This is a genomic window from Cellulomonas soli (genome assembly GCF_013409305.1).
GTDB classification, from domain to species: domain Bacteria; phylum Actinomycetota; class Actinomycetes; order Actinomycetales; family Cellulomonadaceae; genus Cellulomonas; species Cellulomonas soli.
Genome location: NZ_JACBZJ010000001.1, coordinates 3,663,502 through 3,676,193, shown reverse-complemented (window position 1 = coordinate 3,676,193; position 12,692 = coordinate 3,663,502). Strand labels below are relative to the sequence as shown.

The 12,692-nt window shown below is 70.4% G+C and carries 11 protein-coding genes; all 11 read right to left on the bottom strand.

The window, feature by feature from the left end:
• Window positions 1-21: 21 nt before the first annotated feature.
• Window positions 22-471, bottom strand: a complete 450-nt coding sequence (locus tag BKA22_RS19985) for a type II secretion system protein (RefSeq protein WP_223203438.1) — start codon at window positions 469-471, stop codon at window positions 22-24.
• Window positions 472-632: 161 nt separating this feature from the next.
• Window positions 633-1,862, bottom strand: a complete 1,230-nt coding sequence (locus tag BKA22_RS16735) for a type II secretion system F family protein (RefSeq protein WP_146951861.1) — start codon at window positions 1,860-1,862, stop codon at window positions 633-635.
• Window positions 1,862-3,505 (bottom strand): type IV pilus twitching motility protein PilT, encoded by a 1,644-nt coding sequence (locus tag BKA22_RS16730; RefSeq protein ID WP_307725874.1) that lies wholly within the window; start codon window positions 3,503-3,505, stop codon window positions 1,862-1,864. Before BKA22_RS16730 ends, BKA22_RS16735 begins: the two co-directional genes overlap by 1 nt.
• Window positions 3,506-3,622: 117 nt before the next feature.
• Window positions 3,623-5,296: a GspE/PulE family protein gene (locus tag BKA22_RS16725; protein WP_146951860.1), complete on the bottom strand. Its 1,674-nt coding sequence runs from the start codon at window positions 5,294-5,296 to the stop codon at window positions 3,623-3,625.
• A 117-nt stretch (window positions 5,297-5,413) separates the two neighbouring features.
• Window positions 5,414-6,292, bottom strand: a complete 879-nt coding sequence (locus BKA22_RS16720; protein WP_146951859.1) for a shikimate dehydrogenase — start codon at window positions 6,290-6,292, stop codon at window positions 5,414-5,416.
• A complete protein-coding gene (mltG, locus tag BKA22_RS16715) occupies window positions 6,292-7,506 on the bottom strand; it encodes an endolytic transglycosylase MltG (protein WP_146951858.1) in 1,215 nt (404 codons plus the stop codon). Before mltG ends, BKA22_RS16720 begins: the two co-directional genes overlap by 1 nt.
• Window positions 7,503-8,108, bottom strand: coding sequence for a Holliday junction resolvase RuvX (gene ruvX / locus BKA22_RS16710; RefSeq protein ID WP_146951857.1), 606 nt, complete (start codon window positions 8,106-8,108; stop codon window positions 7,503-7,505). The genes mltG and ruvX overlap by 4 nt, the downstream gene beginning before the upstream one ends.
• A gap of 7 nt (window positions 8,109-8,115) precedes the next feature.
• Window positions 8,116-10,803, bottom strand: coding sequence for an alanine--tRNA ligase (alaS, locus tag BKA22_RS16705; RefSeq protein WP_146951856.1), 2,688 nt, complete (start codon window positions 10,801-10,803; stop codon window positions 8,116-8,118).
• Between the two features lie 115 nt (window positions 10,804-10,918).
• Window positions 10,919-11,281, bottom strand: a complete 363-nt coding sequence (locus BKA22_RS16700) for a hypothetical protein (protein WP_146951855.1) — start codon at window positions 11,279-11,281, stop codon at window positions 10,919-10,921.
• Entirely contained in the window at window positions 11,281-11,655 is a 375-nt protein-coding gene (locus tag BKA22_RS16695; RefSeq protein WP_146951854.1) for a DUF948 domain-containing protein, read from the bottom strand. The genes BKA22_RS16700 and BKA22_RS16695 overlap by 1 nt, the downstream gene beginning before the upstream one ends.
• 230 nt (window positions 11,656-11,885) lie before the next feature.
• Window positions 11,886-12,512 carry a 30S ribosomal protein S4 gene (gene rpsD / locus BKA22_RS16690; protein ID WP_146951853.1) on the bottom strand — a complete coding sequence of 209 codons (627 nt, stop codon included), beginning with the start codon at window positions 12,510-12,512 and terminating at the stop codon, window positions 11,886-11,888.
• Window positions 12,513-12,692 lie beyond the last annotated feature (180 nt).

Here is a 12,692-nt window from a genome sequence, read left to right as displayed (position 1 = left end):
CCCACCGTCACGTGCTCAAGCTCACGGGCAGCCGGAGGTCCGGTTCAGCCCGTTCTTGGCCGAGTACGAGACCGCGGGGTGCGTCCCGTCGCTGTAGGCGACCTGCACGCACCAGGTCTGCTCGGCGATGTCGTCGGTGCCCGGCTTGAGCGTCACGGAGTCGATGCCGTTGCTCACAGCGCCGATGTCGTTGGTGGCCGTCCCGTACTTGATCGTGTAGCGGTTGGACGCGATCGCGACGTCGGTCGCAATAAGGTTGGTCGTCGCGTCCACGTAGTAGGTCGCGATCTCCTTGCCCAGGGTCGAGACGTCAGCCACGGCCGCCGTGTCCTGAGCCTTCTTGCGCTGGTTCAGGAACACCGGGATCGCGATCGCGGCGAGGATCCCGATGATGATCATGACGACGAGGAGCTCGATCAGGGTGAAGCCCTGGTCCTTCTCGTTCATGGACTTGCGGATACGAGCGATCACGTCTGCTCCTGGAGGGTGTCGTGCGGTCGATGTCAACAACAGTCCGGCGGGGCCGGTTCGAGTCCTGCATCCCTCTCATCGACCGCCGGGAGCCCGTGCTTGAGAGGAGGATTCGGACATCCGGACAATCACCCGAACGGCCTACCGATACCGCGTACGGCCTACTGGATGAGGTCGAAGACCCCGAAGATCGGCATGTACATGGCGATCACCATCGTGCCGATGATGGCGCCGATGACGACGATCATGAGGGGCTCGATGAGGCTGGTGAGCTGCTCGGTGGTGGCCTCGACCTCCTGGTCGTAGAAGTCCGCGACCTTGCCGAGCATGGTGTCCAGGGCGCCCGTGTCCTCACCGACGGCCATCATCTGCACCACCATCGGCGGGAACACCGGGTGCTGCGACAACGGGCCGGCCAGGGACTCACCCCGTCGCACCGACTCCTGCACGGCCTTCGCGGCCCGTTCGATCACCAGGTTTCCGCTCGTCTCCCCCACGATGTCCAGGGCCTGCAGCAGCGGGACACCGGAATGGATCATCGTGCCGAAGTTGCGGGTGAACCGTGCCACGGCGATCTTCTGGAACAGCTTGCCGAAGACGGGCATCTTGAGCTTGAGCGGGTCGACCCGTTCGCGAATTCCACGGTCGTTCTTGTGCTTTCCCCACCAGACCGAGAAGACCGCGAATCCGATGATCGTCGGGATGATGGTCCACTTCACGAACGCAGCGCACATCATGAGGATCTTCGTCGGCAACGGCAGCTCGCCGCCCAGGTTCGTGAACATCCCGGCGAAGACCGGAACGATGAACAGCAGCATGCCGATCGTGGCCACGATCGCGATCACGAAGACGACCACCGGATAGGTCATCGCGGACTTGATCTTGCCGCGCAGCTTCACCTCGGCCTCGAAGTTGTTCGCCACCGAGACGAGCACCTCGTCGAGGAACCCGCCGACCTCACCGGCCTTGACCATGTTGATCATCAGGGGCGGGAACACGGCGGTGTGCTTCTGCAGCGCCGCCGAGAACGAGACGCCGACCTCGACGTCGTTGCGCACCTGACCGAGCACCTTGGCCAGCGGCTTGGACTCGGTCTGGTCGGCGAGGATCGCCAGCGCCCGCAGCAACGACAGGCCGGAGTCGATCATGGTCGCCAGCTGCCGGGCCATGATCGCCAGGTCCTTGAGCGTGATCTTGTCCGAGAACCCCGGGATCTTGATCTCCGCGTTGAGGCCGCCCGTGCTGACCTCGGAGATCGAGACCGCAGCCAGGCCCATCTCGCGGAGCCGGTTCGCGACCGCCGCCTGGTTCGGTGCCTCGACCCGTCCCTTGACGAGCTTGCCGGCGCGGTCCCGGACCGCGTACTCGTACGTCTTTGCCGCGGTCGCCATCAGAACGCCTGCCCTCCGAAGCCCGCGCCGGCAGCCATCGCCGCGGCGCCCTGGGACGTGCCGGAGAACCGGCCCGTCAGTCGGTTGAAGTCCTCGACGTGATGGCACTTCTCCAGGCCGACCTCGTACGAGATCTTCCCGGTCTTCACCAGGTCCGCCAGGTGCTGGTCCATCGTGTGCATGCCCTGCTGGGCGCCCGCCTGCATGGACGAGTAGATCTGGTGCGTCTTGCCCTCACGGATGAGGTTGCGGATGGCCGGCGTCGCGATGAGCACCTCGGTCGCGACCGCGCGCCCCGGCGTGTCCGACCTCTTGCACAGGGTCTGGCAGATGACGCCCTGCAGCGCGCCCGCCAGCTGCGTGCGCACCTGCGACTGCTGGTGCGCCGGGAAGACGTCGATCACGCGGTCGATCGTCTGCGCGGCGTCCTGGGTGTGCAGCGTCGCGAACACAAGGTGACCGGTCTCAGCGGCGGTCAGAGCCACCGAGATGGTCTCCAGGTCACGCATCTCGCCGACCAGGATGATGTCCGGGTCCTGCCGCAGCACGTGCTTGAGCGCGTTGGCGAACGAGTGCGTGTCCGCGCCGACCTCACGCTGGTTGATGATCGACTTCTTGTGCCGGTGCAAGAACTCGATCGGGTCCTCGACCGTCATGATGTGGTCCTCGCGCGTGCGGTTCGCGAGGTCGACGATCGCGGCGAGCGTCGTCGACTTGCCCGAACCGGTCGGCCCGGTGACGAGCACCAGACCACGCGGCAGGCCGGCGAACGTGCCGACGACCGGCGGGACCCCGAGCTCCTCGAGCGGCTTGATCTCGTACGGGATCACACGGAACGCCGCACCGATCGACTCACGCTGCTGGTAGATGTTCACGCGGAACCGCGCCAGGCCACGCACGGCGTACGAGAGGTCCAGCTCGAGGTTCGCCTCGAACGTCTCGCGCTGCTTCTGCGTGAGGATCCCGAACAGCGTGCGGCGCAGCGGCTCGGGAAGCATCGGCCCGAAACCGTCGAGCGGACGAAGCGAGCCGGAGATCCGGACCATCGGCGGCGCGCCCGACGTCAGGTGCACGTCCGAGGCACCCAGTCGCACCATCTCGGTGAGCACGGCGTCGATCGGCAGGTCGGACGCCTCGGCATCCTGCCCGAGACCGATCCGCCCCGGCCGGCTCGCACCGCGCGGCGCGTCGGACGGCTGCGGCACCGACGGCTGCGGCACGGTCTGCTGCGGCACGGTCTGCTGCGGCGGACCAGCCGGGGCGGGCGGCGCGGGAGGTGCCGGAGGCGCGGCGGGCGCAGGCTGGTAGACCGGTGACGGCCCACCCGGCAGACCCGCACCGTACGCAGGCTGCTGCGGTGCCGGCGGCTGCTGAGCCTGGTACTGCGGCTGCGCCTGGAACGCCGGCTGCCCCTGAGGCTGCGTCGGGGCCTGGTGCTGCCGCGGAGGCTGGTGCTGCGGTCCGACGGGCTGCTGGGCCACGGGCTGCTGCGGGTTCGGCACCTGGCTCTGCGAGGGCATCGGCGAGAACACGGTCTGGCCCGCGACCGGCGGAGCACCCGGGCCCACCTGGGGTCCGGCAGCGCGGTACGGCGGCAGCGGCCGCGTCGGCTCGCCCGTCGGGTGCTGGTAGGACTCGCTCACGTCATTCCCTCCACGTGCTCACCCGGCGGCCCGACGGGCCGGCCGGAGGCCGGGCGCGCCCGTACCTGGTGCTCTGCACACTCATCGGCCGGACACCCGCCCGACTTGAGGTGTCGCTCACGCGACCACGCGCAGGATCTCCTCGATGGACGTCTGCCCGAGCGCCACCTTGTGCCACCCGTCGTCGCGCAGCGGGACCATGCCCTGCTTGACGGCGGTCGCCTGGATGTCCGCGCTCGAGGAGTGCGCGACCGCGTGCCGCTCGATGTCCTCGGTGACCCGCATGACCTCGTGCAGGGCGAGCCGGCCCTTGTACCCGGTCTTCGAGCACGCCACGCACCCGTTCGCCCGGTACAGCTCGGGGATCTCCTCACCCGGCATCCACGGGAACCGTGCGGCGAGCATCTCGGTCTCGGTCGGCACGTACGGCTGCTTGCACTTCGAGCAGAGCCGCCGCGCGAGCCGCTGCGCGACCACCGCATCGAGCGCCGAGCCCACGAGGAACGGTTCGATGCCCATCTCGGTCAACCGCGTGATCGCCGAGGGTGCGTCGTTCGTGTGCAGCGTCGAGAGCACGAGGTGACCGGTGAGGGCCGCCTCGATCGCGATCTGCGCCGTCTCGTGGTCACGGATCTCACCGAGGAGCACCACGTCGGGGTCGGACCGCAGGATCGAGCGCAGCGCGCCCGCGAACGTCAGGCCCGCCTTCGGGTTCACCTGGACCTGGTTGATCCCGGCCAGCCGGTACTCGACCGGGTCCTCGACCGTGATGACGTTGATCTCGGGCTTCGAGACGGCATTGAGCGTCGCGTACAGCGTCGTCGACTTGCCCGACCCGGTCGGCCCGGTGACCAGGATCATCCCGTACGGCTTGGTGTACGCCTCGCGGTACGTCTCGTAGTTGTGGTCGAGGAACGACAGGTCGCGCAGGTCCAGGCTCGCGGTGGAGTTGTCGAGGATTCGCATGACGATCTTCTCGCCCCACACCGTCGGCAGCGTCGCCACACGCAGGTCGATCTTGCGGCCGTTGTGCACCACCGACATGCGACCGTCCTGCGGCTTGCGCTTCTCGGCGATGTCGATGTCGCTCATGATCTTCACCCGGCTGATCACGCCGCCCTGGATCTGCTTGGGCGAACGCTGCGTCTCGTGCAGCACGCCGTCGATCCGGTAGCGGACCCGCAGGTCGTGCTCGGTCGGCTCGATGTGGATGTCCGAGGCGCGGTCGGTGATCGCCTGCGTGACCAGCAGGTTCACGTACCGCACGATCGGGGCGTCGTCGTCGACGAACTCCCCCATCTTCGACAGGTCCGTGTCCGCCGGAGCCGCCTCGTCCTCGAACGCCGAGGACAGATCCTCCATCTCGTCGTCCGCACGACAGAACCGGTCGATCGCGCGCAGCAGGTTGTCGTACGTCGCGACGACCGAGATCACCGACATGCCCGACATGCTGCGCACGTCGTCGACCGCCACCACGTTGCCCGGGTCGGCGGTCGCGAGCACGAGCGAACCGCCCTCGAGCGCGACCGGCAGGACCGTGTACCTCCGGCACAGGGCGCCCGGCACCATCGACACCGCCGCACGATCGACCGCGAACTCGTCGAGGTCGACGAAGTCCATGCCGACCTGCGCGGCGAGCGCCTTGACGAGCTGCCCCTCGGTGAGCACGCCGAGCTCCACGAGCGTGCGTCCGAGCGACGATCCGCCCGCCACGGTCTCATCGAGGGCAGCCAGCAGCTGGCCCTCCGTGACGAGACCTTCCTCGAGCAGGATCTCCCCGAGCTGCTTCACGCGTGCACTCCTCCCGATCAGCGACCCGACGGACGGGTCGAGGGGAGCATCGGCAGGTGAGGGCCTGGTCCTGAGGGGTCTGGGCGATTCGACCGGGTGACGTCCGGGTCGTCCCGATCAGTCCTGAACGGTCCCCGGCAGGCTCGACTCGAGCGCCGCGGACATCGCCTCGACGGGTCCGGGGCGTCCGGTCATGAGCCGGACCTGCTCGACCGCCTGGTGCAGGAGCATCCGCTCCCCCGGCACCGCCGTGCCGCCCAGGGCCGTCCAGGCCAGCTGCAGCGCGGTCGGCCGCGGGTCGTAGGCGACGTCGAGCAGCACGCCGACCGGCCGGGTGCCCGCCGCGGTCAGCTCAACCGCCAGCGCGTCGGCCGCGTGCGGCGGGAGCGTGCACACGACCAGGTCCGCGCGGACCATCGTCGCCGCAGCCGTCTCGAAGGTGCGCACGACCGGCTCGACCCCCATCCGGTGCGCCGCCCTCAGCAGCGCACCCGAACGTGCGACCGCCCGCACGTGCACCACCGGTGACGCGCACCCCAGCTGCGCGAGCGCCGCCAAGGTCGAGGCCGCCGTGGCACCGGCACCGATCACCGCAGCCGTGCGGCCGGCGACCGGCGCCGTGGACCCCAACCCCTCGCCCAGCGCCGCCACCAGGCCGTGCACGTCGGTGTTCGCCCCGGTCAGCACCGGCGACGAACCGCCGGCCTGCACGAGGACCGTGTTGACCGCCCCGACCACCTCGGCCAACGGCTCGACGTGGTCGAGCAGGCCGATCACCGTCTGCTTGAGCGGCATCGTGAGGCTCAACCCCGCCCACGAGGAGTCAAGCCCCCGCACGAACGCCGGGAGCTGCTCCTCGGTGACGTCGATCGCCTCGTACCGCCACCCGTCCAGCCCGAGCGCCGCGTAGGCGGCCCGGTGCAGCACGGGCGACAACGAGTGCGCGATCGGGTGCCCGAGCACCGCGGCACGCTTCACCGGTCCGGAGACCACCATCAGCCTCCGTTAGCGGCGATCCAGGCGTCCATCTCCGCCACGTTCTCGTTGTGCTCAGCCAGAGTCGTCGCGAACTTCGTCTCACCAGTGTCGAGGTTGACGGTGCACCAGAAGAGCCAATCGCCGTCCGCGGGTGACAAGACCGCATCGATCGACTTCTCGCCGGGCGACGCGATCGGAGTAGGCGGAAGCCCCAGGAGCTTGCGCAGGTTGTACGGGTTCGACGTGTCGTTGAGGATGTCCGTCGTCAACTCGGTCCCTGAGATACCAGCTCCGTAGGCGACCGCCGCGTCGATGCCCAGCGTCATCTCCCTGTCGAGACGGTTCTCGATGGCCCGCGCCATGATCGGGCGGTCTTCGTCGCGCTTGGCCTCACGTTCGATGAGGGACGCCTTGATCAGCACGGTCTCCCACTGGTCGTTCGTGACGCCCTTGGAGTTCAGCACCTCGACCGTCTTGGCCACCATCTGCTGCAGGATGCTGACCGCGGTGGCATCCGGCTCGACGTCGTATGTGGACGGGAACAGCCAGCCCTCGACGTGCCCGCCGGCCTCGGCCGGCAACCCGAACTGCGTCGGGTCCGCCAGTGCCGCAGAGACCTCCTCCGCCGGGATCAGCGTGATCTCGGTGATCTTCGCGGAGATCTGCGCGGCGGTCAGCCCCTCCGCGATCGTGAGCTTCATCGTCGCCCGGCTCGCCGGGTCGAGCAGCGCCACGACCGCGTCGGACGCCTTCATCTCCAGCAGCATGTTGTACGTGCCGGGCTGGATCGAGGCGGCGTCCGGGTTCGCGGCGAACGCCTTCGTGAACGCCTTCTGGGTCGCCACGACACCCGCCTCGACGAGCACCGCGCCCATGTCGGCACCCGTCGCCCCGGCGGGGATGGTCACCTGCGCGGAGGGGTGACCCGGACCCGGGTAGTCCTCGACCGACGAGGACGAACCGCCGCCACCGAGGTCGAAGTCGATCCCGAGCACCGCCACACCCACGTACCCGGCGCCGCCGAGCAGCACGAGGACGAGAAGCAGCACGAGGACCGAGCGACGCCGGCGCTGCTTGCGCTCACGCGCCTTGCGCGCGGCACCACGGTTGCGCGCCCGGCGGGACTCCACGGGCGCAGGTGCCGACGCCGCAGGGTCGCCACCGAAGAGCTCGTGCAAGTTCTCCGGTCGCTGCTGCGTGGTGGCCCAGCGGGGGGTGTTGCCGTTCGTCACGTCGAAGTCTCTCCAGCGTCGTGCGTGCCGTCGTGCGTGCGGGCACCCGCAGCCCCCCCGCGCACCGGGCGGGCGTGCTGCGGATCGACATCGACCCGCTCGCCGGGACGACGCCCCGACGCACGCTCCGCATCCAGCGCGGACTGCAGGATCACCACCGCGGCCGCCTGGTCGACGACCTGCCGGTGGCGACGTCCGGACCTGCCGGACGCGTACAGCGCCTGATGGGCGGACACCGTGCTCATCCGCTCGTCGACCAGACGCACCGGGACGGGTGCGACAGCCTGCGCCAGGAGCACAGCGTACGCGCGCGCACCCGCCGAGGAGGCCCCTTCGGCCCCCGAGAGGTGCCGCGGGAGCCCGACGTACACGAGGGCTGCACCTCGTTCGTGCACCTCGTCCACGATCCGGAGCACATCGCTCGGCACCGGTCGGGCGTTCGACGCCTTCACGCGCGCCAACGTCTCGACCGGGGTCGCGACGAGCCCGTCGGGGTCGCTGGCGGCCAGCCCGACGCGGACCGTGCCGACGTCGACGGCCAGTCGCGACCCGCGCGTGACCTCCTCGTCCCGGTCCGCGACGTGGTCCCGCGGCGTCGTCACCCCCACCTCAGACGCCCACGCCGTTCACGACGGCCTCGAGGGCCTCGCCGAGGCGCGACGGGTCCGTGCCACCGCCCTGGGCCAGGTCGTCCTTGCCGCCGCCACCGCCACCGAGCACGCCCGAAGCGGTCCGCACCAGCGCACCGGCACGCACACCCTTCTCGCGCGCCGCGGCGTTGGTCGCCACGACGACGACCGGACGGCCCTTGCTCGTGCCACCGATCGCGACGACCGCCGGAGCGGACTCCCCCAACCTGTTGCGCACGTCGAGCACGAGCGAGCGCACGTCGTCGGCGGCGGCGACCTCACCGGCGTCGTGAGCGACCACGCGGACGTCGCCGACCGTGCGGGCACCGTCGGCGAGCGAACCCGCCGCGGCGAGGAGCCGTGCCTGGTGAAGCCCGGCGAGCTCCTTCTCGGAGTCCTTCAGCCGCGTGAGCAGCGACGACACGCGGTCGGCGAGCTCGTCGGGGCGCGCCCCGAGCAGGCCGGACAGCTGCCCGACGAGCGCGCGCTCCTTGGCCTGGAACCCGTACGCGCCGTCCCCGACGAGCGCGTCGACGCGCCGCACGCCCGAGCCGATCGACGACTCGCCGAGCAGCGTCACCAGGCCCAGCTCGCCCGAACGCTGCACGTGCGTGCCCGCGCACAGCTCGCGCGACCAGTCGCCGCCGATCGAGACGACCCGGACCTCGTTGCCGTACTTCTCGCCGAACAGGGCCATCGCGCCCAGGGCGCGCGCCTCGGCGATCGGCATGACCTGGTCGGTGACCTCCAGGTCGTCCTGCAGGCGCACGTTGACGCGCTCCTCGATCTCGCCGAGCACGCCCTGCGGCACGGCCTGCCCGGACCGGAAGTCGAACCGGATGCGGCTCGGGGCGTTCTCCGACCCGGCCTGCGTCGCGGTCGACCCGAGCGACTCCTGCAGGGCCTTGTGCACCATGTGCGTGGCGGTGTGCGCCCGGGCGATCGCGCGGCGGCGCACGATGTCGATCGTGGCCGTGCCCGGCTCGCCGAAGGTGACCGTGCCGTCGACCAGGCGACCGTGGTGCACGGACAGACCCTTGACCGGCGCCTGCACGTCGTCGACCTCGATGCGGGCACCACCGTCGAGCACGATCGTGCCGGTGTCGGCCAGCTGGCCACCCATCTCGGCGTAGAACGGCGTGACGTCCAGCACGACCTCGACGTCCGCCGGGGCGGTCGCGGCCGGTGCCGGCACACCGTCGACGAGCAGCCCGACGACCCGGCTGCGCGCGGAGGCGTCGGTGTAGCCGACGAACGTCACCGGCTTGGCGGTCTCCTCCGAGAGCGTCTGGTGCAGCTCCTGGTACGCCTGCGTGTCGGCCCGGCCTGCCCGCTTGGCCAGCGCGTCGGCGCGCGCCCGCTCACGCTGCGCCTGCATGAGGTCGCGGAACGCCTTCTCGTCGACGGACACGCCCTGCTCGGCGGCCATCTCGAGGGTCAGGTCGATCGGGAAGCCGTACGTGTCGTGCAGCGCGAACGCCTGCTCGCCCGACAGCACGGGGGCCGCGACGGCCTCCTGCTTCACCGTGCGCACCGCCGTGTCGAGGATCGTCGTCCCGGCGGCCAGCGTGCGGCGGAACGTGTCTTCTTCGGCGTACGCGACCTGGCTGATCCGCTCGAAGTCGCGCGCCAGCTCCGGGTAGGACGCCGCCATCGCGTCCTTGCTCACAGGCAGGAGGGAAGGCAGGGCCAGGTCCTCCACCCCAAGCAGGCGCATGGCCCGCACCGAGCGGCGCAGCAGGCGACGCAGCACGTAGCCACGGCCCTCGTTCGACGGCGTCACACCGTCGCCCATGAGCATCAGCCCGGACCGCACGTGGTCGGCGACGACCCGCATGCGCACGTCGTCCTCGTGGTTCGCGCCGTAGCGACGGCCCGACAGCTCCTGCGCGGCACCGATGACCGGGAAGACCTCGTCGATCTCGTACATGTTGTCGACGCCCTGCAGCAGGTAGGCCACGCGCTCGAGGCCCATGCCGGTGTCGATGTTCTTCTGCTTGAGCTCGCCGAGGATCGGGAAGTCCTCCTTGCCGCCCCCGTCGCCGCGCTCGTACTGCATGAAGACCAGGTTCCAGATCTCCAGGTAACGGTCCTCGTCCACGACCGGGCCGCCCTCGGCCCCGTACTGCGGGCCGCGGTCCACGTAGATCTCCGAGCAGGGACCGGCCGGGCCCCGAGCACCGGTCGACCAGAAGTTGTCCTTCATGCCGCGGCGCTGGATGCGCTCGTCGGGCAGACCGGCGATCCGCTTCCACAGCGCGACGGCCTCGTCGTCGTCGTGGAAGACCGTCACCCAGATCGTGTCGGGGTCGAAGCCGTAGCCACCGGCGCTCGGCGGGCTCGTGATGAGCTCCCAGGCGTAGGTGATCGCCCCCTCCTTGAAGTAGTCGCCGAACGAGAAGTTCCCGTTCATCTGGAAGAACGTCCCGTGCCGGGTCGTCTTGCCGACCTCTTCGATGTCGAGGGTCCGCACACACTTCTGCACGCTCGTGGCACGCGGCCACGGAGCCGTCTGCTCCCCCAGCATGTACGGGATGAACGGCACCATGCCGGCGATCACGAACAGCGTCGACGGGTCGGGCGAGATGAGCGGGGCCGACGGCACCACGGTGTGCCCGCGGCCCTCGAAGTAGTCGAGCCAGCGCTGACGGATCTCGGCGGTACGCATGTCGTCCTCGTCGTTCGTGTGGTGGTGCCGGTGGTGGCCTCAGGAGGTGCAGCGACGGCGGTGGCCGTGCTGTTCCGCCACGGAGGAAGGAGTCCCGCGAGGGACCCCGGGTGGGTCAGAAGAACGTGTAGCCGTCGTCGTCGTCCGGGTCCTCGACGGGGTGCTCGGCCCAGGCGGGGGGCACCGCCGCGGATCGTCTGCGGTCGGCGGCCGGTGGTCGTCGACGGGCGTCGCGCCGCTCACGCAGCTCGTCGAGGTCGACGTCGCCGTACAGGTCGTGTCGCAGCTGCTGCTCACGCTCGGCCATCCCCGCCGTGAACGCCTCGCGGGTGGTCCGCGCCACACGGGTGAGCCGGACGGCACCCTCCACGGCGTCGGTCGTCCCCGCCGGCAGGTGCTCGTCGACGAGCGCGCGCCCCTTGCGGATGACGAGCACCGTCAGCGCGACGCCGACACCGACCCACAGCAGCCGTCGCATCAGCGCTTCCGAGCCCCGCGCGCGCCCGCCGCCGCGGTGGCCAGCGCGCGCCGCACGCCGTAGGAGAACGCGGCGACCTTGATCAGGGGCGAGCCCACGGTCGCGGCGAACAGGGAGGTCAGCGCCGACACGTTCTCCGAGACCTGCGCGGCCGCCGTCGTCACGGTGTCGACCTTGTCGAGCTGCGTGCCGGTCGACGCCACGACCGCGGCGGTCTCGTCCAGCACGGGGACCGTGTGGTCCGTCAGCTCCTTCACCGAGACCCGCGTCTCGTCGAACACCTTGCCGAGCTTCACGAGCGGCAGCGCCAGGAACCCGACGAGCGCCACGAACGCGACGGCCGAGATCATGCCTGCGACGTCACCGAGCGACATGCAGCGCCCCTCCCTCGACAGCTACCCGACGAATCGTGCTCGGGCCGGTCCGACCCGCGTGGAAACCCTACCCGGAGGGTGAGCGGGACGACGCTCCGGCCGCGCGTGGCGCCCGACCGCATGCCCCCCGCCCGGACCCCCGTCGACTCCCGGGCGCACGAACGCCCCGCGTGCGCCGGGGCGCAGCACGGGGCGTTCGACGAACCTGGGGCGAGCCCCCGGAGGTCAGATCAGCGAGCGTAGAACTCGACGACCAGCTGGACCTCGCAGGTCACCGGGACCTCGGCGCGCTTCGGGCGACGGACCAGCACGGCGGACAGCTTCTCGAGCTGCACGTCGAGGTAGCCCGGGACGGCCGGGAGCACGTCGCGGTGGGCACCGGCGGCCGCGACCTGGAACGGCACGGTCGTCTGCGACTTGGGCTTGATCTGCAGGGTCTGGCCCTCCTTCACGCGGAAGGACGGACGGTCGACGATCTTGCCGTCGACGAGGATGTGGCGGTGCACCACGACCTGGCGCGCCTGCAGGATCGTGCGGGCGAAGCCGGAACGCAGCACGAGCGCGTCCAGACGGGTCTCGAGGTCCTCGACGAGCGCCTCACCGGTCAGACCCGGGGCCTTGCGGGCGTCCTCGTACGCACGGGCGAGCTGCTTCTCGCGCAGCGCGTACTGGGCGCGCAGACGCTGCTTCTCGCGCAGACGGACGGCGTAGTCCGACTCGGTGCGACGACGGGCACGACCGTGCTCGCCGGGCGGGTAGGGGCGCTTCTCGAAGTGCTTGACGGCCTTGGGCGTCAGCGCGAGGCCGAGGGCGCGGGAAAGGCGCACCTGGCGACGAGCGCGGGTCACACTGCTCACAGCTGTACTTCCTGTCGTGTAGACGTCACACCCGCGAAGGTCTCCGGCGGGCGTGGGGCCGACCATGTGCACGAGCAACTCGTGCGGCTAGGGCCCCAGGTGGCTGTCCGACGGGCGCGCAGTGCACGCCGCACCTGGACAACCCTTCGATACTACACGCCACCGAGGTGGTCCCCGTCC

Excerpts from the sequence above, each read along its gene's own strand:
- BKA22_RS16695 (WP_146951854.1), bottom strand. The coding sequence starts at position 11,655 with ATGTCGCTCGGTGACGTCGCAGGCATGATCTCGGCCGTCGCGTTCGTG.
- BKA22_RS16720 (WP_146951859.1), bottom strand. The coding sequence starts at position 6,292 with ATGGTGGTCTCCGGACCGGTGAAGCGTGCCGCGGTGCTCGGGCACCCG.
- BKA22_RS16700 (WP_146951855.1), bottom strand. The coding sequence starts at position 11,281 with ATGCGACGGCTGCTGTGGGTCGGTGTCGGCGTCGCGCTGACGGTGCTC.
- BKA22_RS16735 (WP_146951861.1), bottom strand. The coding sequence starts at position 1,862 with ATGGCGACCGCGGCAAAGACGTACGAGTACGCGGTCCGGGACCGCGCC.
- alaS (WP_146951856.1), bottom strand. The coding sequence starts at position 10,803 with ATGCGTACCGCCGAGATCCGTCAGCGCTGGCTCGACTACTTCGAGGGC.